The organism is Burkholderia sp. 8Y (assembly GCF_902506145.1).
Taxonomy (GTDB): domain Bacteria; phylum Pseudomonadota; class Gammaproteobacteria; order Burkholderiales; family Burkholderiaceae; genus Caballeronia.
Window position 1 is genome coordinate 1,053,675 of the sequence record NZ_LR733519.1, and the last position, 20,243, is coordinate 1,073,917.

16 protein-coding genes and 1 pseudogene are annotated in these 20,243 nt (G+C 61.8%); 7 read left to right on the top strand and 10 right to left on the bottom strand.

Annotated features, from left to right (window positions below; translation table 11 throughout):
* Window positions 1–39: 39 nt before the first annotated feature.
* From GV035_RS04620 to GV035_RS04635, 4 genes are read right to left on the bottom strand one after another with little or no spacing between them, the layout of a single operon-like run.
* Window positions 40–1,545 (bottom strand): efflux transporter outer membrane subunit, encoded by a 1,506-nt coding sequence (locus GV035_RS04620; protein ID WP_236572429.1) that lies wholly within the window; start codon window positions 1,543–1,545, stop codon window positions 40–42.
* An 8-nt stretch (window positions 1,546–1,553) separates the two neighbouring features.
* The gene (locus GV035_RS04625) at window positions 1,554–4,754 is read right to left on the bottom strand and encodes an efflux RND transporter permease subunit (RefSeq protein ID WP_159833818.1); all 3,201 of its coding nucleotides are present in this window, start codon (window positions 4,752–4,754) and stop codon (window positions 1,554–1,556) included.
* Window positions 4,755–4,785: 31 nt separating this feature from the next.
* On the bottom strand, window positions 4,786–5,982 hold the full coding sequence (locus GV035_RS04630; protein ID WP_159833820.1) for an efflux RND transporter periplasmic adaptor subunit: 1,197 nt from the start codon (window positions 5,980–5,982) through the stop codon (window positions 4,786–4,788).
* A gap of 56 nt (window positions 5,983–6,038) precedes the next feature.
* A complete protein-coding gene (locus GV035_RS04635) occupies window positions 6,039–6,857 on the bottom strand; it encodes an alpha/beta hydrolase (protein ID WP_159833822.1) in 819 nt (272 codons plus the stop codon).
* A 215-nt stretch (window positions 6,858–7,072) separates the two neighbouring features.
* Between GV035_RS04635 and GV035_RS04640 the strand changes: the two genes are divergently transcribed.
* From GV035_RS04640 to GV035_RS29035, 3 genes are all read left to right on the top strand, one after another.
* Window positions 7,073–8,083 (top strand): LysR family transcriptional regulator, encoded by a 1,011-nt coding sequence (locus GV035_RS04640; protein WP_159833824.1) that lies wholly within the window; start codon window positions 7,073–7,075, stop codon window positions 8,081–8,083.
* Between the two features lie 253 nt (window positions 8,084–8,336).
* On the top strand, window positions 8,337–8,699 hold the full coding sequence (locus GV035_RS04645) for a DUF4148 domain-containing protein (RefSeq protein ID WP_159833826.1): 363 nt from the start codon (window positions 8,337–8,339) through the stop codon (window positions 8,697–8,699).
* 40 nt (window positions 8,700–8,739) lie between these two features.
* Entirely contained in the window at window positions 8,740–8,886 is a 147-nt protein-coding gene (locus tag GV035_RS29035) for a hypothetical protein (protein WP_201303904.1), read from the top strand.
* Here the strand turns inward: GV035_RS29035 and pdxR are convergent.
* Window positions 8,883–10,382 (bottom strand): MocR-like pyridoxine biosynthesis transcription factor PdxR, encoded by a 1,500-nt coding sequence (pdxR, locus tag GV035_RS04650; protein ID WP_159833828.1) that lies wholly within the window; start codon window positions 10,380–10,382, stop codon window positions 8,883–8,885. The two genes, GV035_RS29035 and pdxR, sit on opposite strands and share 4 nt — an antisense overlap.
* A gap of 193 nt (window positions 10,383–10,575) precedes the next feature.
* On the opposite strand from pdxR, the gene GV035_RS04655 reads away from it, so the two are divergent.
* The 4 genes from GV035_RS04655 (at window position 10,576) to GV035_RS04670 (ending at window position 14,986) form a co-directional block, all read left to right on the top strand.
* On the top strand, window positions 10,576–11,679 hold the full coding sequence (locus tag GV035_RS04655) for an ABC transporter ATP-binding protein (RefSeq protein WP_159833830.1): 1,104 nt from the start codon (window positions 10,576–10,578) through the stop codon (window positions 11,677–11,679).
* Between the two features lie 78 nt (window positions 11,680–11,757).
* Entirely contained in the window at window positions 11,758–12,798 is a 1,041-nt protein-coding gene (locus GV035_RS04660; RefSeq protein ID WP_159833832.1) for an ABC transporter substrate-binding protein, read from the top strand.
* 81 nt (window positions 12,799–12,879) lie between these two features.
* Window positions 12,880–14,142, top strand: coding sequence for an ABC transporter permease (locus tag GV035_RS04665; RefSeq protein WP_159834954.1), 1,263 nt, complete (start codon window positions 12,880–12,882; stop codon window positions 14,140–14,142).
* A gap of 4 nt (window positions 14,143–14,146) precedes the next feature.
* Entirely contained in the window at window positions 14,147–14,986 is an 840-nt protein-coding gene (locus tag GV035_RS04670; RefSeq protein ID WP_159833834.1) for an ABC transporter permease, read from the top strand.
* A 27-nt stretch (window positions 14,987–15,013) separates the two neighbouring features.
* On the opposite strand, the pseudogene GV035_RS04675 reads toward GV035_RS04670, so the two are convergent.
* The 5 genes and pseudogenes from GV035_RS04675 to GV035_RS04695 all read right to left on the bottom strand — a co-directional run.
* Window positions 15,014–15,190 (bottom strand): annotated as a pseudogene (locus GV035_RS04675) (IS3 family transposase); the annotation flags it as partial.
* Window positions 15,191–15,384: 194 nt separating this feature from the next.
* A complete protein-coding gene (gene ehuB / locus GV035_RS04680) occupies window positions 15,385–16,233 on the bottom strand; it encodes an ectoine/hydroxyectoine ABC transporter substrate-binding protein EhuB (protein ID WP_236572430.1) in 849 nt (282 codons plus the stop codon).
* A 214-nt stretch (window positions 16,234–16,447) separates the two neighbouring features.
* Window positions 16,448–17,749 (bottom strand): amidohydrolase, encoded by a 1,302-nt coding sequence (locus GV035_RS04685; RefSeq protein ID WP_159833838.1) that lies wholly within the window; start codon window positions 17,747–17,749, stop codon window positions 16,448–16,450.
* 13 nt (window positions 17,750–17,762) lie between these two features.
* A complete protein-coding gene (locus tag GV035_RS04690) occupies window positions 17,763–19,190 on the bottom strand; it encodes an aldehyde dehydrogenase family protein (protein ID WP_159833840.1) in 1,428 nt (475 codons plus the stop codon).
* On the bottom strand, window positions 19,187–20,242 hold the full coding sequence (locus GV035_RS04695; protein WP_201303905.1) for a threonine aldolase family protein: 1,056 nt from the start codon (window positions 20,240–20,242) through the stop codon (window positions 19,187–19,189). Before GV035_RS04695 ends, GV035_RS04690 begins: the two co-directional genes overlap by 4 nt.
* Window position 20,243: the final 1 nt, after the last annotated feature.

Below are 20,243 nucleotides of genomic sequence, written 5' to 3' on the forward strand. Positions count from 1 at the left end.
CGAAAAGCCCCGCTCTAAGCGGGGCTTCTCGCATCGCCATTACTTCTGCGCAAGACTCGGTTCAGGCACGGGCGTGGGCATCGCATCGCCCCAGCCGCCGCCTAAAGCGCGAACGAGGTTGACCGTCGATACCGCTTGCGCCCCCGCAAGCTGAACCGCCCCGCGCTGCGATTGCAGGACCGTGCGCTCCGCGTCGATCACGTCGAGATAATTCACCGCGCCTTCCGTGTACTGCGTGCGCGAGAGCTGCGCTGCGCGTACCGACGCATTCACCGCATCCGCTTGCGTCGCCGTTTGCGTTTCGAGAATGCGCAAGTCAGACAGATTGTCTTCGACTTCACGGAATGCCACGAGCACTTGCTGCCGATAATTCGCTACGTCCTCTTCGTAAATGGCGCGTGCATTCGCGAGATTGCCTTTGCGACGCCCGCCATCGAAGATTGGCAGATTCAGCATGGTGCCCGCGAACGGTCCGAGCAAGAACGTGCGGCTCGACCAGTTGAAGAGATCGCCGAGCGTGGCCGACTCGAAGCCGCCCGAGCCTGTCAGGTTGAGCGACGGAAAGAACGCGGCCTTCGCCACGCCGATGCGTGCATTCGCTGCCGCCATCGACCGCTCCGCTGCCGCAATGTCGGGACGGCGTTCGAGCAAGGAAGACGGCAAGCCCGGCGGCACGCGCACGGTGACAGGTCTGAGCGGATTGGCTGCCATCGAGAACTGCGCGGGCGTCTTGCCGAGCAGCACTGCGAGGCTATGCTCGGATGCGGCGCGCAGCCGTTGCACGGTCATCGCATCCGAACGCGCGGTCGCGAGCTCCGACTTCGCGCGGGCCACATCCAGTTCGCTGATGTCGCCTTCGGCGAACCGGCGCTCTGCGAGTTTCAGCGCCTCTTCACGCAGCGTCACGGTACGCGTGTACACATCCAGTTCGGCATCGCGTTCGCGTAGCTCGAAGTAGTTTTGCGCGACGTCCGCCTGCAATGCGAGCTGCACTGAACGGAACAAGGCTTCGCTTTGCTGCGTATCGGCGTTCGCGGCCTGGACCGAGTTGGACACGCGCCCGAACAGATCCACTTCATACGACACGCTGGCCTCTGCACGCCACAACGACTGCGCCGGAACGTTCGCATTCGCCGGCAGCAGTTGCGATGCCGGCGAGAGCTTCTCGCGCGTCGGACCGAAGCCCGCGTCGAGCGTCGGGAAAAGCCCTGCGCGCGCGGTCTGATTGATTCCGCGCGCCTCTTTCACGCGCGCTGCCGCTGCTTTCAGGTTCTGATTTGCATCTTGCGCCTGACGTTCCACATCGTTGAGCGTGGCGTCATCGAATAAGGTCCACCATTCGCCGCGCAACATCTCTTCGGAAGGCTGCGCCGTCTTCCAGGTTCCCGCTTCCGATGGCGACAACGTCGGCGTTTCCTTGTAGACGCTCGGTGCATTCACATCCGGCTTTTCATAGGTGGGCGCGAGCGAACATCCCGCGAGCATCAGCAATGCGCCCATCAGCGCGGGCAATCCCAGCCATTTTTTCATAGGCATCTTGTTCATGATCGACCTCATTGCGCCTCGTATGAAGCGCCGATACCGCGCATCTGCGGATGCGTGCCATGCTTGTCCGTGACATGCTCGGTGCGGCTCAGCTTGCGCAGAATCACGTAGAACACGGGCGTCAGCATCAGGCCGAAGAGCGTCACGCCCAACATGCCGAAGAAGACCGCGACGCCCATCGCGTGACGCATTTCCGAGCCCGCGCCCGACGACAGCACGAGCGGCACCACGCCCATGATGAACGCGATGGACGTCATCAGGATCGGACGCAAACGCAGGCGGCTCGCTTCGATTGCGGCCTGCACGATGGAACGCCCCTGCATTTCCAGCTCTCGTGCAAATTCGACGATGAGAATCGCGTTCTTCGCTGACAAGCCCACGAGCACCATCAAGCCGATCTGCGTGAAGATGTTGTTGTCGCCATCTGTGAGCCATACGCCGATCAGCGCGGACAGAATGCTCATCGGCACGATCAGAATGACCGCGAGCGGCAGCGTCAGGCTTTCATACAACGCGGCGAGCACAAGGAACACGAGCAGCACGCTGATCGGAAACACCCACAGCGCCGCGTTGCCCGCGAGAATCTGCTGATACGTGAGATCGGTCCATTCGAACTTGATCCCGCGCGGCAGCACTTGCGCCGCGATGCGTTCCGCCGCCGCCTGCGCCTGTCCCGACGAATAGCCTGGCGCCGGGCCGCCGTTGATGTCCGCCGCCGTGTAGCCGTTGTAGCGCACCACCATTTCGGGGCCATACGTCGGCGAGACTCTCACGAGCGACGACAAAGGCACCATGTCGCCATTCGCGTTACGCGTCTTGAGCAGGCCGATATCTTCGGGATTAGCGCGGAACGGCGCATCCGCTTGCACGCGCACCTGATACACGCGGCCGAAGCGATTGAAGTCGTTCACATAGAGCGAGCCGAGATAGACCTGCATCGTGTCGAACACATCGGTCACGGAAACGCCCAGTTGCTTCGCCTTCACGCGGTCCAGATCGACGTTCAACTGCGGCACGTTGATTTGATAGCTGGAGAACGTCGGCCCCAGTTCCGGCGTTTGCGATGCGCGCTTGATGAACGCCTGCGTTGCATCGGCGAGTGCGGCATAGCCGAGTGCGCCGCGATCTTCGAGCTGCATCTTGAAGCCGCCGAGTGTCCCCAAGCCGAGCACTGGCGGCGGCGGGAACACGGCGATGAACGATCCCTTGATGCCCGCGTATTTCTGATTCAGCGCGCCTGCGATGGCATTCGCGGAAAGCGCCTTGTCATGCACGCGGTCCTTGAACGGCTTGAGCGTGACGAACACGATGCCCGCGCTCGACGAATTGGTGAAGCCGTTCACCGACAAGCCCGGAAACTCCACCGCGCTCTCCACGCCCGGCTGCTTCAACGCGATGGCGCTCATCTCGCGGATCACGCCTTCGGTGCGGTCGAGCGAAGCGCCGTTCGGCAACTGCGCGAAGCTGATCAGATACTCCTTGTCCTGCGCGGGCACGAAGCCGCCCGGCACGATCTTGCCCATCAACACGGCGCCCGCGAGCAGCACCGCATAGAGGACCATCATGATCGCCTTGCGGTTGATGACGCCCGTCACGCCCTTGCCATATGCATTCGAACCGCGATGAAACACCGCGTTGAAGCGCCGGAAGAAGCCGCCGAACACGCGATCCATGCCACGCGTGAGCCAGTCCTTAGGCTCGTCGTGACCTTTGAGCAGCAGCGCGGCCAGCGCGGGCGACAGCGTCAGCGAATTGAACGCAGAGATCACTGTCGAAATGGCGATGGTCATCGCGAACTGCTTGTAGAACTGGCCCGTCAGACCCGACATGAACGCGAGCGGCACGAACACGGCCACGAGTGTCAACGCAATCGCGATGATCGGCCCGCTCACTTCGCGCATGGCCTGATACGTGGCCTCTCTCGCGGACAACCCGGCTTCGATGTTGCGCTCGACGTTTTCGACCACGACGATCGCATCGTCCACCACGATGCCGATGGCGAGCACCATGCCGAAGAGCGATAGCGCGTTGATCGAGAAACCGAACGCGAGCAACAGCGAGAACGTCCCGACGATCGACACGGGCACGGCAAGAAGCGGAATGATCGACGCACGCCACGTCTGCAAAAACACGATCACCACGAGCACGACGAGCGCAATGGCTTCCGCGAGCGTATGAATGACCGCTTCAATACTGGAACGCACGAATTGCGTCGGGTCATAGACGATCTGATATTCGAGGCCCGCAGGCATGTCCGCCTGCAGTTCCTTCATCGTCTTGCGCACTTCGTCGGAGATTTGCAGCGAGTTCGCGCCCGGCTGCTGATTGATTGCGATAGCCACCGCCGACTTGTTATCCAGCAGCGAGCGCAAGCCATACTCAGATGCCGCCAACTCGACACGCGCGACATCGCCGAGATGCGTGACCGCGCCATCGGGCGACGTCTTCAGCACGATATCGCGGAACTCGGACTCGTTCTGCAAGCGTCCGCGTGCATTCACGTTGAGTTGCAGCGGCACGTTCGGCAGCGTCGGCGAACCGCCGATCACGCCTGCCGCCACCTGCACGTTCTGCTCGCGAATGGCGTTGACGACATCGGTCGCGGTCAGGCCACGCTGCGCGACCTTTTGCGGATCGAGCCACACGCGCATCGAGTAATCGCCCGAACCCCACAACTGCACCTCGCCGACGCCGGCAATCCGTTCGAGCCGGTCCTTCACATTGATCAGCGCGTAATTGCGCAGATACGTCATGTCGTAACGGCCATTCGGCGAGTTCAGGTGGACCACCATCGTGAGCGTCGGCGACGACTTGATCGTCGTGACGCCAAGCCGCTGCACGTCTTGCGGAAGACGCGGCAACGCCTGATTCACGCGGTTCTGCACGAGCTGCGTGTTCTTGTCCGGATCGGTGCCGAGCTTGAAGGTGACCGTGGTCGTCAGGTTGCCGTCGCTGTTGGCCTGCGACTGCATGTAGAGCATGTCTTCCACGCCGTTGATCTGCTCTTCGAGCGGCGAGGCCACGGTCTCCGCGATCACCTTCGGGTTCGCGCCGGGATACTGCGCATGGACGACCACCGAAGGCGGCACGACTTCCGGATACTCGGAGATCGGCAGCCTGAACATCGCGATGATCCCGGCCAGCAGCACGACCACCGATAACACGCCCGCAAAAATCGGGCGGTCGATGAAGAATTTAGATATGTTCATGACGGGTTCTGTTGGTTACGAATGACGCGCATCACTGTGCCGATGCCGTCTTCACCGCAGGCGCGTCGCCGGTGTCGTTCATGGCGACGGCGTTGACCTTCACGACATCGTTCGGACGCACGCGCTGCAAGCCGTTCACGACAATGCGCTCGCCCGGCGCGAGTCCCTTCGCGATGACGCGCAAGCCGTCATGCGTCTGGCCCAGCGTGACTTCGCGGTATTGCGCGCGGCTGTCCTTGTCCACGACCATCACGTACTTCTTGTCCTGATCCGTGCCGATGGCGGCATCGTCGACGAGCACTGCCGGATGCGGCGTGCCGCCGCCCACCTTGATGCGCGCATAGAGGCCCGGCACCAGCGAGCCGTCCGGATTGTTGAAGCGCGCGCGTACGCGGATCGTGCCGGACGTCGTGTCGAGGCGGTTATCGACTGAATCGACGACGCCTTCGCGCGAATAGCCGTCTTCGTTGGCAAGACCGAGCGACACCGGCACGGTGCTGCCCGCATCACGGCCCAGATAGCGCAAGTAGGTCTGCTCGTCCACATCGAACGATGCGTAGATCGGCGAGACGGAGACGAGCGTCGTCAGGAGCGGCGCGTTGGCGCCTGTGGAGACGATGTTCCCGACCGTCAGCTCCGCACGCGACACGCGGCCCGACACGGGCGCGACGATATGCGTGTATGCGAGGTTGATCTTCGCGGCTTCTAGCGCGGCCTGCGCGGCCTTCAGGTTCGCGACGGCCTCGTGCGCAGCGTTCTGCTTCTCGTCGTAATCGCGCTTGGCGATGGCGTTGTCCGAGAGCAGACGTTCGGCGCGCGCTGCGTCCGTCGATGTATAGCCGTTGCGCGCCTGAGCCGCCGCGAGCTGCGCCTGTGCGCGATCGACTTCGGCTTCGTAGGGACGCGGATCGATGGTGAAGAGCGGATCGCCCTTCTTCACGAGCGCGCCGTCCCTGAAGTGCACCGCGACGATCGTGCCGGGCACGAGCGGGCGAATGTCCACGTGGTTCACCGCTTCCAGCCTGCCGGAGTAGCTTTGCCAATCGGTGATGGTCTTCGACACCACGGTCGCCACGTCCACTTCGGTGGCGGCCGGGGCCTGTGCCGCGGCGTGCGCCTGGTTGATGGCCGCGTCGCCCTCGCCGCGCCAGACGGTATAGCCGCCCGCGCCTGCGATGACCAGCGCCGCGCCTAGCGCGGCATAGATGCGTTTGCGAGTGAACATCATGATGGAAAGCTCCGGTTGCGTTGAGTTTGTTTTTTTTGTGGTGCGTGGCTTCGCACTTAGGTGGTGCGCGCGAGCCGTTTCCTGAAGAACGCGACGACATCCTTCAATGCCGACGCATGCGCGGCGAGCGCCTGATGCGATGCCTTGCCATGACGCGTGACTTCCGTCGGCACGCCAGCGGCGATCAATTCGGCTGCGTATTTCTCGGCTTCGATATGCAGAAGGTCATGCTCCGCGCTCGCGATCAATGCAGGAGGCAGGCCAGCGAGACGCCGCGACTCGAGCGGCGCAGCATACGGATGCAAACGTTGCGACGGATTCGGCAAGTACGCGCGATAGCACCGCGCGCACTCGCTCAGTTCGAGATCGGGACACAAGACCTTGCGCTCGTCGGCCACGCGCGTCATGCTCGGATCGAGCAGCGGTGCAAGAAGCGCCTGCGCGGACATGCGGATGTCGCCCCGATCGCGTGCAATGGCGGCCACGCACGTCGCGAGATTGCCGCCCGCATCGTGCCCCGCGACGCCCATGCGCTGCGGGTCCGCGCGCTGACCGCGTGCATGCGCGAAGGCCCATTGCGCCGCGCGATAGCCGTCTTCGGGCGCGGCGGGAAAGGGAAACGCCGGCGCGAGCGAATAGCCGACCGACACGACCCACGCCGGTGTATCGCGTGCGATGGTCGATGCGGCGATGTCGGCGTCATCCAGATCGCCGTGTGTAAAACCACCACCGTGAAAATAGAGCACGATTGGCAAGACGGTGCCATCCGATGCCGGGCGATAGCTGCGCAGCACGATGGGCTGGACGTGCCCCGCGATGCGCACCTCTTCGATGCACAGTCTCGGACGTGACTCCTGATCCAGCAGTGTTGCCATGGTTATTCCGTTGCACGGCCTTGTGAACAAAGCCTTAGCGCATGAGTTGCGATGGTGCGAATTCTGGAGTCCACGCCTTTCTAGATAAATGCCTATAATCCGGCAACACAATTCGGTCGCACCGAACAATCGTGGCAATCGTGGCTAGGCCGCGCAGCGAATTTCTTAGCCACCCGTTTAATTCCTCGCTCACTCAGCATCGAAGGTACGAGAACATGGATCGGCTACAAGCAATGCAGGTCTTTACCCGCGTCGTCGACACGAACAGCTTCTCGCGGGCAGCGGATACGCTGAATTTGCCGCGTGCATCGGTGACGACGATCATTCAAAACCTCGAAGCTTTTCTCAACGTGCGTCTGCTTCAGCGCACGACGCGCAGGCTGAATCTCACACCCGACGGCGCGGCTTATTACGAACGTTGCGTGCGTATTCTCGCGGACATCGAAGAGGCCGAGAGCACGTTCTCGAACAACGGCAAGGGCCCGCACGGCAAGCTGCGCGTGGACATGCCCGGCGCGATCGGGCGCCTGATCGTGATGCCTCAGCTATGCGATTTCCACACGCGCTATCCGGATATCGAACTGATGATGGGCTTCGGCGACAAACCCGTCGATCTCATTCAGGAAGGCGTCGATTGCGTGATTCGCGTGGGCACGCTGCAGGATTCGAGTCTCGTCGCGCGGCGCATCGGCGTGTTCCAGGGCGTGACGGTCGCAAGTCCGCAATATCTGGAACGCCACGGCACGCCCAAGACGCTCGATGATTTGCAGGACCACACGGCGGTCAATTATTTTTCGAGCCGCACGGGCCGCATCATGGACATGGACTTCGTCGTTGACGATGAAACCATCGAAGTGAAGATGCGCGGCATGATCGCGGTGAACGACGCCGAAGCGTATCTGAGTTGCGGGCTCAAGGGCGTCGGCATCGTGCAGGTCGCGCGATTCATGGCGCTGCCTTATCTGCGCTCGGGCGAACTCGTCGAAGTGTTGCCGCAATGGAATCCGCTGCCGATGCCTATTTCTGCGGTGTATCCGCACAATCGGCACCTGTCGCCGAAAGTGCGTGTCTTTGTCGACTGGGTTGCGGAGCTATTCGAGCGTTGCCCGCTGCTGCAAGGCCAGAAGGACGCGGAAGAGCGTTGCCTGCCGACGAGCACCGCATCGCCGATGATCGTGCGTCATGGCACGCCTGAAGTGGCGGGAACCGCGGACGTCGTGGTTTAACGCGGCATCGCTGTTGTTCTCGTTTGTCGAATGCTTTCCATCGCCATGATGGAAAGCATTTTTTCTTTTTCCACCTGCTTACGTGACAGGGCCGCGAGCGATTATTCGCGCATGTCGATAAATCTATTCGCGGATGGGGCATTTATCCGCCGCCACCGCGCGACTACATTTCGTCCTGCCACGACGCATCGCTCATTGATTGCCGATGCGTCGTATCCCGATGCTTAAGGAATGGATCGAAAGGAGTCGCAACATGAAAAGCTATCTCGTCACGAGTTTGTCGCTCGCCGCTATCTCGGCCGTCATGTCGAGTACGGCGTTCGCGGAAGGCGGCCAAGGCATTGGCCGAGCGGGCACGTATTTGACGCAGACGCAGACGCAGACTCAAACGCAAACCACGCCGAGCACGAGCGAAGCGCCCAAGACTCGCGCGCAAGTGCGTGCAGAACTGGCCGCCGCTTACTCGAACGGCTCGCTTCCGGCGTTGAATCGCAATAGCTATCCGTCGCGCAGCATGTGGGGCGATGCAGTCGCCGCGCAAGCCGAAGCGCGCAATCGCGCGATCGTCGAGTATGCGAACGGCTCGCCGGTTCAAAACAACGTGGTCGCACGTTGATTTGATTCGCTTACCTAACTAAATAGAAACGAGGTCGATCATGTTCGAGAACATGTCGCTCGAGCAGTTTTCCATGCTCGATGATTTCGCGCCCACCGCGCCGGTGTGGCGGCCGTTCGTGCAACCGGCGCCGGCCAATGCCCCGCAGGCTGCTCACAACGGCGGCGAACCCGCCGCGCTAGGCTAAGCGACTTCCAGCGCCGTCAAGGCACGCTCGATCACGCCCGCGAGCTTCTCGAACGCGGGCGCAATGTCGGCGTTAGGCACGCACGCATAACCGAGCATCAGCCCTTTGCGCGCATCTTCGCGATTCAGGTAGTACTGCACGAGGGGACGCGTGACGACACCCGCCGCGAAAGCGGCGTCGGTAATCGCGCGATCGTCGGCGGTGTCGGGCAATTCCAGCACGAAATGCAGGCCGGCTTCGTCGCCGCGAACCGCGAGTGAATCGCCGAAACGCGCCCTGATCGCGTTGATGAGCATCTCGCGGCGCTCGCCATATAGCCCGCGCATGCGCCGCACGTGCGACGTGAGATGGCCGTCGAGAATGAATTCGGTCAGCACGGCCTGCTGCATGAGCTGCCCTTCGCGATACAACTCCGCGACGCCAGTGCGGAACGTATCGACCAGATGCTCCGGCACGACCATATAGCCCATGCGCAGACCTGGAAACAGCATCTTGCCGAGGCTGCCGACGTAGATCACCTGTCCCGCATCGTCGAGTCCCTGCAGCGAAGAGAGTGGCCGGCTGCCGTAACGGAACTCGCTGTCGTAGTCGTCCTCGATGATCCACACGCCATGCTGCCGCGCGAATTCGAGCAGCGCGCGCCGCCGCGCGAGACTCATCACCATGCCGAGCGGATACTGATGCGACGGCGTGACGAGTGCAATTCGCGGCGGCGTGGCCATGTCACGCGGCGTGGGGTTAAGACCTTCGTCATCGACGGGCACGGGCACGAGCGTCAAGCCCGACGATTGCAGCACGCTGCGCACGCCCCAATAGCACGGTTCCTCGACCCACGCGCGATCGCCGGTATCGGTCAGAAGACGCACCGCCAGGTCGATCGACTGATGAATCCCCGTCGTGATGATGATCTGGTCGGGATTGCACTTCACCGAACGCGCCACGCGCAAGTAGTCCGACAACGCGCGACGTAGCGGCCGGTACCCGCCGCCCGGCGCGTACGTCAGCAAATCCGGTCCCGCGCGTTTCCAAAGCCGCGCCTGCAGGCGGCTCCACGTGCGCGACGGGAACTCCGCGACATCCGGCACGCCCGGCATGAACGCGCCCCACTGCTTCGGCGCGACGCCCGCCTGCGCGATCAGCCGCTCGCCGCGCTTCGAGAGCACGCACGGCTTGCGCGGCGCTTCGGCGAGCGGCTCCCGTTTCTTGCGCGACGACGCGGCGTCGTCCGGCGCGGTGTCGGCGACATACGTGCCGCTGCCCGTCGTCGACGTCACATAACCTTCCGCCGTCAACTGGTCGTACACATGCAGCACGGTGTTGCGCGCGATGCCTAAGTCGAGCGCGAGCGTGCGCGAACTCGGCAGCTTCGTTCCCGACGCAAGACGGCCGGTCAGAATGGCCTGCTGCATCAACGCGAGCACTTGCCGGTACATGGGTTCGTCGCGCTTGCGGTCGAGTTGCGTGTTCAGCCAGTCCGCGAGAATGATCGTGTCCAAAGCCTTCGTTCCCTGAGGAGCCACCCGAAAAGCGGTTCTAAGTGGCCCCCCGATGAATATTGAAATGGTTCCTCATTGTAGAACCCTCTCGGGCTATAGTTAGCGACAGCAGTGGAAAAAATTTCCGGTCCTTCAAGATTTCCGATAACAGCGGTATCCGCGCCACGCATCACGCTTGACCAAGGAGACAGGGATGAAATCCGATCAGGTGATCGTCAGCTTTCGCGGCGTGCGGAAGACGTATGACGGCGAAACGCTCGTCGTGAAGTCTCTCGACCTCGACATCTATCAGGGCGAATTCCTCACGCTGCTCGGGCCGTCGGGCTCGGGCAAAACCACGTGTCTGATGATGCTCGCGGGCTTCGAGTTTCCGACGGGCGGCGAGATCTGGCTGGACGGCAAGCTGCTTAACAAGGTGCCGCCGCACAAGCGCGACATCGGCATGGTGTTTCAGAACTACGCGCTCTTTCCACACTTGTCGGTGCAGCAGAACGTCGAATATCCGCTGACGGTGCGACGAATGTCCGCCGAGGAACGCGCGCATCGCGTGAACAATGCGCTGCGCATGGTGCGCATGGAGAGCTTCGCGAAGCGTTATCCGGCGCAGCTCTCCGGCGGCCAGCAGCAGCGCATCGCGCTTGCGCGGGCGCTCGTGTTCGAACCCAAGCTCGTGTTGATGGACGAGCCGCTCGGCGCGCTCGACAAGCAATTGCGCGAGCACATGCAGTACGAGCTGAAGTCGCTGCACGAGAAGCTCGGCGTGACGTTCGTCTACGTCACGCACGATCAGGGCGAGGCGCTCACCATGTCGGACCGCGTTGCCGTGTTCGACAAAGGCATCGTGCAGCAGCTCGATACGGTCGATCATCTTTACGAAGCGCCCTGCAACGAGTTCGTCGCGAACTTCATCGGCGACAGCAACCGGCTGCGCGGCACCATCGAACAGACACAGGGCGATTACTGCCAGATCCGACTCGCGGACGGCACGCGGCTCTCGGGCCTGAACGTCGCGAAGGCGAAGGCCGGCGCGCAGGCCATCGCGTGCATTCGTCCCGAGCGGATGAAGCTCTCGGCAAGCGCGGGCCACGCCAACAGCAACGGCCACGCCAACGCGCTCGCGGGCGAAGCCAAAAGCCTCATCTACTTCGGCGACCACGTACGCATGCGTTGCGGCGTGCGCGAACAGGACGAGTGTTTCGTGAAAGTGCCGCTCGGCACGACGGCGCTCGATGGCTTCACGCCCGGCGCGCCCGTCGCGCTGGAATTTGCTCCCGAACATCTGCGCGTATTCGCCTGAACCCGCTTTGCCGCGTGCGCGGCCATGCCGTTCCACTTGCCGTCATCCGATAAAACCAAGCAGACAGAGGAAACCATCATGAAGAAGTTCGCACTGTGTTCCATCGCGGCCGCAGCCGCGCTCGCGTGCGCGTCGGGCGCATCGGTGGCGGCGGAAATCACCGTCGTCAATTTCGGCGGCGCGAACGGCGACGCGCAGAAGGTCGCGTTCAATCAGCCGTTCGAGCAGTCGAGCAAGAACAAGGTGACTGCCGTCGAGTACAACGGCGAGCAGGCCAAGGTCAAGGCGATGGTCGAGGCCAAGCACGTGAACTGGGACGTGGTCGAAGTGGAATCCGGCGATCTCGGCCGCGGCTGCGACGAAGGACTCTATGAAAAGCTCGACTGGTCGAAAATCGCGAAGAAATCGGACCTCGTGCCGGAGTCGCCGCAAACCTGCGGTGTCGGCTTCTTCGTCTGGTCGACGGCGCTCGCGTATAACGCCGACAAGCTGAAAAGCGCGCCGGCCAACTGGGCGGACTTCTGGGACACCAAGAAATTTCCCGGCAAGCGCGGCATGCGCAAGGGTGCGCGCTACAACCTGGAATTCGCGCTGATGGCCGACGGCGTCGCACCGAAGGACGTCTATAAGGTGCTCGGCACGAAAGCCGGCGCGGATCGCGCGTTCAAGAAGCTGGACGAACTGAAGCCGAATATCCAGTGGTGGGAAGCGGGCGCGCAGCCGCCGCAATTCCTCGTCGCGGGCGATGTCGTGATGTCGACCGCCTATAACGGCCGCATCGACGCGGCGCGCAAGGAAGGCAAGAACCTGAAGGTCGTCTGGACCGGCAGCATCTACGACCTCGACTACTGGGCCATTCCGAAGGGCTCGCCGAATAAGGACGCGGCGACGCAGTTCATCGCGTATTCGGTGTCGCAAAAGCCGCAGGAAGTCTATGCGCAGCACATCGCGTATGGCCCGGTGAACAAAAAGGCGATCGCCGCGCTCGATGCCAAGACGCAGGCCGACATGCCGAACTCGCCGGCCAACGCGAAGGACGCGGTGTTGCAGGACATGGCGTTCTGGACCGATCACGGCGACGAACTGGAACAGCGGTTCACGGCGTGGGCGTCGAAGTAAAGAAGGCTGAAAGCGCGGTCGCGTGGCGGTTTGAGCGCGACCGCGCGTAACGACGTTGCCGGAGACATCACCGTGAACACCATGACGATCGCCGCGGACGAGTCACGCGAATCCAGCGCGCGCCTGAAACGCGAGCTGAAGCTCGTCGATGCGAAAAAGCGCGCGATGGCGCTCGCGCTCATCGCGCCGCTCGCCATTTTCCTGTTTCTGATTTTCGTGGTGCCCATCGGCGCGCTGCTCACGCGCGCCGTGCAGAATCCAGAGGTCGCGGGCGCGCTGCCGCATACGGGCGCGGCGCTGTCCGGCTGGGATCGCAAGGCCGCGCCGCCGGACGCCGCGTATGCCGCCCTCGCGCAAGACCTGACGGCGGTCCAGGAAGGCGAGGCGCTCGGTGCGCTCGCCCGCCGTCTGAATACGGAGATTCCCGGCTATCGGTCGCTGGTGGCGAAGACGGCCCGCGCGATGCCGCTCACCGGCGACGACGGCAAGCCGCTCGCGGCGCCGCAGGTGCGCGCGAGAATCGTCGAAATCGACGAACGATGGAACGATCCGGCGTATTGGCAAGCGATTGCGAAAAACGCGGGCCAATACTCGCCGTTCTATGTGCTGGCATCGCTCGATCACAAGCAGGACGGCTTCGGCAGCATCGTCCATGCGGACCCCGACCAGTCCATCTATCTGAACGTTTTTGGGCGCACGTTCGTCATCGGCTTCGCGGTGACGCTCTTTGCGCTATTGCTCGGCTATCCGCTCGCCTACTGGATTTCGACGCTGCCCGCCCGCCGCGCGAACCTTGTCATGGTGCTCGTGCTGATTCCGTTCTGGACCTCGGTGCTGGTGCGCGTCGCCGCGTGGATCGTCCTGCTCCAGAGCGAGGGGCTCGTGAACAAGGCGTTGATCGGCAGCGGGCTGATTGGATCGCCGCTCGCGCTGCTGTTCAATCGCGTGGGCGTTTATATCTCGATGACGCATATTCTGCTGCCGTTCATGATTCTGCCGCTTTATAGCGTGATGAAGTCGGTGCCGCCCACGTATCAGCGCGCGGCCGTGTCGCTCGGCAGCCATCCGTTCGCTGCGTTTTGGCGCGTGTACGTGCCGCAGACGTATCCGGGCATCGGCGCGGGCGTGCTTCTCGTCTTCATTCTTGCGATCGGCTACTACATCACGCCTGCGCTGCTCGGCGGACCGAACGACCAGATGGTCAGCTATTACATCGCGTATTTCACCAACGTGACGATCAACTGGGGCATGGCCTGCGCGCTCGGCGCGTTGCTGCTCGCGGCGACGCTCGTGCTGTACGTGGTGTACGGGCGCTTCACGCGTTCGAACGTGAGCCTGGGGTGAGACCATGAAATTCGCCAAACCGATATTCGCGCCGCATACGTCAGTCGTCGAGCGCATCTGGTATTTCGCCTTGCGCATCTTTTGCGTGCTGACGTTGCTGTATCTGATTCTTCCGGTGCTGGCGATCGTGCCGCTGTCGTTTTCGTCGAGCACATTCCTCGTCTATCCGATTCCCGGCTTCTCGATGCGCTGGTACCAGAACCTCGTCATGTCCGACGAGTGGCGCATGGCCGCGAAGAACAGCTTCATCGTGGCGCCGTCCGCGACGCTCGTCGCGACGATACTGGGCACGCTCGCCGCCGTCGGACTGACGAAGGCGAACTTCGCCGGCAAGGGCCTGCTCATGGCCGTGCTGATTTCGCCGATGATCGTGCCGGTGATCGTCGTCGGCGTCGGCATGTATCTGTTCTTCGCGCCGCTCGGCATCGCGAACACATATTTCGGGCTGATTCTGGCGCATGCCGCGCTCGGCGTGCCGTTCGTCGTGACGACGGTCGGCGCGACGCTGCAAAACTTCAACACGAATCTGGTGCGCGCGAGCCAGTCGCTCGGGGCCAACCCGCTGACCACCTTCTTTCGCGTGACGCTGCCGGTCATCGCGCCGGGTGTGATGTCGGGCGCGCTGTTCGCATTCGCCACTTCGTTCGATGAAGTCGTCGTCACGCTGTTTCTCGCCGGCGCGGACCAGACGACCCTGCCCCGGCAGATGTTTACCGGCATCCGCGAGAACATCAGCCCGACGATTGCCGCGCTCGCGACCATACTGATTGTCTTTTCGACGGGGCTTTTGCTCACGCTCGAATGGCTTCGCGGGCGAGCGGCGGCGCGGGCCGTGGCGGGCTGAGGGGGCGGGGTGGACCGGCTTGCGGGNGGCATCAATCTGACCGCGCTTGACCCAATCGTGCAGCGTCTGCGGCGTGCAGCCGATCATTGGTGCAATCGATTCGATCGCTGCCCACATTGACGGATGTTCGCTACGCTGCTCGCGCACCAGACGTACCGCACGCTCGCGAACTTCTGGGGAAAATTTCGTTACCTTCTTGTTCATGGCTCCATTGTCTCAAGAGTTGGAGCCTCCACAAAATCCGGTGCGGTTCATGACTGAGCTCTGAGCGTGTGCGGACACACACACTCCCGCCGTGCAAATCGCAGCGAACGTCTTTTTCATTTTTTCGCATTACTAAATAGATTGTTGGTTCCTTGGCGGGTGTCCGCCAGGGATGGGCGAAGGCTGCTACAGTGTTATTGGCCGGCGCATATCTCTTCCGTCTTCTTTATCGGCAAAAAGCCCTTACCGAAGCCGAACGGCGTCACCAGCGCGATATGCTCAGGCGAGCCTATGAATGGAACCAAAACCTTGTTAAACGCGTCCCGTAAATCGACGTCCGCCTTTCTAAAGCCAAATGCACCGTGTGACGTTACCGATTTTCCACCAACCGACTGAAATGGACTCGTCGCGTCGACGTCATCGGCTTTCTTCGCCATGTTCTGAATGGACAACGCTGTTAACGCGGCCGCGTCGGCGCGCCCGGTCTGCACTGCGCTTACCAAGCTAGGCTGGTCCGACAACTGTACTAACTGGCCGGACTTGACTCCAGCTTGATCGGCATAACCGACTTCCACCGTACCAGCCATGACCGCAAGCTTTAAACTGGGCTTCGAAGCGAGCGACTGGAAGTCCTTCAAGTGTTCTGGGTTTCCCTTTTTCACTAAGAGCGCTTCGCCCATGCCGTAGCTGGGCTCAGAAAAAAGAACCTGCTGACACCGAGCCGGCGTTACTGCCATTCCGGCTGCAATAACGTCGAAACGGCCGGCCTGCAGTCCCGGGATTAGCGACCCGAAGTCCGTGAGTACACCCACCACGTCCTTGATCCCCATCTTCTTAAGGACGGCTTTCGCCACTTCCGGCGCTTCTCCCGTGATATCACCGTTCATATCCGCATAGCCATACGGAGCCTCGTTCGCGAAGCCGATGCGGATCGTCCCGGTACGCTGTGCCCGCTGAAGGGTGCTCTCTGCATGGGCCGCGACACTTGCCATCGCGATCGCAGTTATCGCGACTGCTCGCCATATTTCTTTCCATTTGGTCACCGCTGATCTCCTAAGTGAGTCGTTCGAGTGAATCCACGATGCCGGCTTATTGCTCACGGCAAAGCCAGCATATGACTTGCCGCTGATGTACACAAGTAAACAAAAACCCTCGCGCTGGGTAGTGTGACGCGCCCCCCTTGTTGCGGCCTTAGCGTGAAAGAACCGATTGAACGGGGAACGGGGCCCTCCTGTTGTGCACATCCTAGCTTCCCAATTACCCTGGCAAACCGGTCAGCTCGGCGCAAAGGTCGACACCCCATCCCAAGAGGTCTTCATCGAAATCAAAACGCTCGTTGTGATGGCCGCCTCGTGTGGGACTGCACAACAAGAGGTACGTCGCGGTGCCGCCGGCCTGCTGAACGACGCGCGTCATGTAAGTCGCGTCTTCGCTGGCCGGAACAAGGTATCTTGAAGCCGATTCTTCTCCGGCCGACAGCATGCGTAGCGATTTTGCGGCTCGCGCGACCTCCAATACGAGCGACTCGCTGTTCTTCCCGGCCACAAACTTCGCGACCGGCCTTACATCAGCGCTTACGTCGTTCATCGCTGCCGCGCCATTGATTGTATTAAGCGCCCGTTCGTACATGAACGAGCACACCTCATCGGTTGCGCCGCGGACCTCAAAGCGAAAGCGCGCCGAGTCGGAAACAACGTTGTTGGCGTTGTCTGAAATAAACTTCCCAACGTTAATGCGCGATGCACCGTCGCTGTGCCGCGGGATGGCATACAGTGCGGCGACGGACTGACACGCGGCGAGCAAAGCGTTCTTTCCTTCGTGCGGCGCGTTCCCCGCATGACTGGAACGGCCTTTGAAATGCGCTTCGCAGATCCGCGCCGCGAGCCATGTCGTGTCGCAAACTATCTTGCGCTCGTTCACAATGCCCACGTGTAATGCCACCAAGGACTCGACTTCGGCAAGCTGCGGTAGTTGCGCGAATGCGGCTCCCCCTCCCGCAACCTCCTCGGCCGGCTGGAAAAACAAGTGTACGCGGCCGCTCAGTTCGGCTCGCTGCGCCGCGAGGCGCCGAGCAAGCCCCAGACCGATCGTCAGATGACCGTCGTGACCGCACGCATGCATGACGCCAGGGTTGTCCGAGCGAAAGCCTGCCTCCGCTGGCGTATGGTCGGTCGCCCCGCTTTCGGTGATGGGCAATGCGTCGATGTCGAAGCGAAATCCCCGAGTAGGCCCCGGGCGACCTCCATGAATTGTCGCAACGACCCCGGTGTAGCCCCCCTCCATTGCGGGAAGGAACCGGTTGCCTTCGCCTAGCGCGGCCTCGGCGCGCGCGAACGCCGACGCGAGGGCACCGGGGGCTGGCAGATTCCGTCGCGTTGCCCCGGCGTACAAGGGTCTGCCCCAGCATATTGAGAATCCGAGTTCCTCAAGCTCTGCGCAAAGTGAGGCCGTCGTATGAAACTCCGCCCACGAGAGCTCGGGATAACGGTGGTAACGGCGACGCGTGTCTATCAGCGGAATCAGTCGTTCCTGGTGCGGATACGGTGGAAGCAGCTTCATGCGGTTCGCTCCATCAACGCAACAGTGTCGGGTCCACGTTCACCGACCTAAGGTTGCTAAAGGCCGGCAGTCCGAGTGGAGACAGTGCTATGGAGCCGTTCCCCGAGTTCTTGTGGCCAATCCAGCCAAGACGCGCATCAACAAAATTGCAACGATTTACATAGACCGTACCGGTTTCCATAGCCTCGATGAAAGCTTCGGCACGCTCACGTGAGCGCGTGAATATCGATGCACTTAAGCCGTATTCGCTCGCGTTGACGAGCTCGATCGCCTGCGCGTCGGACTCCACCTTCATGACGGGCAAGACCGGGCCAAATGTCTCCTGCTCCAGCACCGCCATATCGCTGCTGGTGTGAGCAAGGAGCGTCGGCATCAGAAATAGCGCGTTGCCGATCCGCTCTGTCGTACCTCCAGTCACCGCGGTAGCGCCCTTTCCAATGGCCTCGTCGACCATGTTCTTGAGCCGCTCCACCGCTGGCACGCCCCCGAACAAAGGTCCGAGGGTGGTCGCAGGACTTGTCGGGTCCCCGGAGCGCTGCTCCTGCATGACCTGTGCAGCCGCGCCCAGATAGCGCTCATAAAGCGACTCGTGAACGAACACGCGTTTGACCGCGCAGCAAGACTGACCAGAGTTGTGCAGGCGCCCGATCCTCACAGTCCATTCGACGGCACTCTCCAGGTCCGCGTCTTCGGCCACATACGCGGCGTCATTGCTGCCGAGTTCAAGCGACGCGCCGATAAACGGATTACGGACCGGTGCTGACGCGCGCCGTGCGACGCTCGCCTGAATCGCTCGGCCGCCTGCGACTGAACCCGTGAACACCACATGGTCAACGTCGCCCTCTTCGATAATGCGTGCCGATACGTCGTAGTCGACGACGACATTGCTAAGCAAGGAACTGATGCCGCCAAGGTTTCCGAATGCATGCTGGAAGTGACGCCCGACCGATGGCGTCGTCGTATGCTTGAGCACGACGGCACTACCCGCGAGGAGCGCGCAGACCGTGCCGTTAATCGCGCAAAAAAGTGGATAGTTCCATGGTGTAATGATGTAGACGATACCTTTTGCGACGAACTCAATTCGTCCCTCAAAGTCGCTAGTTGAGTAGCGTGACAAATCGTAGGGGGCAAGTGCACCGTCGCTCGCAAAGCGGCACATCAGCTCGGCGCGCTCGATCATGTAGTCCACTTCGGACGCCGCAGCGCTGGTGGGTTTGCCCATCTCATGCGTAACGTGCCGCGCGATCTCGTCCCGGTGCTCGCGGAAATAACGAAGCGCGTCAAGGACAAGTTCAGCGCGCCGCGCGGGCGCGAGCTTGCGCCATTCCCGGGTAGCGATGCGTGCGAGTGCTATTTTCTTGGCCACTGCTTCAAACGTCTCCGACGGCTGCGAGAAGACCTGTTGCCCGGTAAAAGGATTGTGTAGTTCGATGATGCTCATTGCGGGAGCTCCTGAGTAGCGAGTCGGGCGATCTCGCCCGTGAATTCATCGATGTCCTGCTGTGCCGTATCGAAGGAGGTGACAAACCGCACTTCAGATTCGCTTGCGTCCCAAACATGGAAATAGGCGTGCTGTTGCAGTGGAGCAATCCACGCTGGCGGCAGCGTTGCGAATACCATGTTTGCCTCGACCGCCGACGTCACACGCACCTTCGGGATATCGGACAGCCGTTTAGCCAGGCGGGCGGCCATTCGGTTGGCGTGTCGGGCATTCTCGAACCAAAGGTCATCCTGCAGGTAAGCGAGAAACTGCGCGGCGAGAAACCGTTGCTTTGACGCGAGTTGCATGCCCTGTTTGCGGATTGACGGCAATAGTGCCGCCAGGGCCGGGTCGAACACGACGATCGCCTCGGCCATCATTAATCCGTTCTTGGTACCGCCGAACGATAGGATGTCTACTCCAAGCGAACGGGTCATTTCCTCCAGGCGTGCTCCGAACGCGGCGGCGGCATTCGCTAGCCGAGCGCCGTCCATGTGGACCCGCATGCCGTTGGCGTGCGCGAAATCGGCGATGGCGCGAACTTCGTCCGGCGTGTACACCGAACCGCGTTCGGTCGCCTGCGAAATTGAGACGACGGTCGAACGGTTCCGGTGCACTATGCCGGATTGGAATGCCACTGCGTCAGCCAACGCCTTTAAGTTGATCTTGCCGGCGTCGCTTCGAGCGCCGACGACCTTGCAGCCGATCATGCGTTCCGGTGCGCCGCATTCATCGACCAAAAGATGGGCGCAATCAGTGCAGTGAACTGCATCGACCGAGCTTGTAAGGGCTTGAAGCGCTAGCACGTTTGCGGCGGTCCCGGTGCAGACCATGAATGCCGATGCATCGGCACCGAAGTGGGTTTTGAAGCACTGTTCTGCTTCCTGCGTGTACCGGTCCACCCCATAGCCTGCAACGTGCCCATCATTCACGCCGAGGATGCGCTCGAGCACGGCGGGGTGCACGCCCGAAGCGTTGTCGCTTGCTAGCATAAATTTGCTGTTCGTTGGCACG

Bases quoted from the DNA above. Each gene is read 5' to 3' on its own strand.
- GV035_RS04670 (WP_159833834.1), top strand. From the start codon at position 14,147: ATGAAATTCGCCAAACCGATATTCGCGCCGCATACGTCAGTCGTCGAG.
- GV035_RS04635 (WP_159833822.1), bottom strand. From the start codon at position 6,857: ATGGCAACACTGCTGGATCAGGAGTCACGTCCGAGACTGTGCATCGAA.
- GV035_RS04620 (WP_236572429.1), bottom strand. From the start codon at position 1,545: ATGAACAAGATGCCTATGAAAAAATGGCTGGGATTGCCCGCGCTGATG.
- GV035_RS04655 (WP_159833830.1), top strand. From the start codon at position 10,576: ATGAAATCCGATCAGGTGATCGTCAGCTTTCGCGGCGTGCGGAAGACG.
- GV035_RS04690 (WP_159833840.1), bottom strand. From the start codon at position 19,190: ATGAGCATCATCGAACTACACAATCCTTTTACCGGGCAACAGGTCTTC.
- GV035_RS04645 (WP_159833826.1), top strand. From the start codon at position 8,337: ATGAAAAGCTATCTCGTCACGAGTTTGTCGCTCGCCGCTATCTCGGCC.
- GV035_RS04640 (WP_159833824.1), top strand. From the start codon at position 7,073: ATGGATCGGCTACAAGCAATGCAGGTCTTTACCCGCGTCGTCGACACG.
- GV035_RS29035 (WP_201303904.1), top strand. From the start codon at position 8,740: ATGTTCGAGAACATGTCGCTCGAGCAGTTTTCCATGCTCGATGATTTC.
- GV035_RS04660 (WP_159833832.1), top strand. From the start codon at position 11,758: ATGAAGAAGTTCGCACTGTGTTCCATCGCGGCCGCAGCCGCGCTCGCG.
- GV035_RS04625 (WP_159833818.1), bottom strand. From the start codon at position 4,754: ATGAACATATCTAAATTCTTCATCGACCGCCCGATTTTTGCGGGCGTG.
- GV035_RS04665 (WP_159834954.1), top strand. From the start codon at position 12,880: ATGACGATCGCCGCGGACGAGTCACGCGAATCCAGCGCGCGCCTGAAA.
- GV035_RS04685 (WP_159833838.1), bottom strand. From the start codon at position 17,749: ATGAAGCTGCTTCCACCGTATCCGCACCAGGAACGACTGATTCCGCTG.
- GV035_RS04630 (WP_159833820.1), bottom strand. From the start codon at position 5,982: ATGATGTTCACTCGCAAACGCATCTATGCCGCGCTAGGCGCGGCGCTG.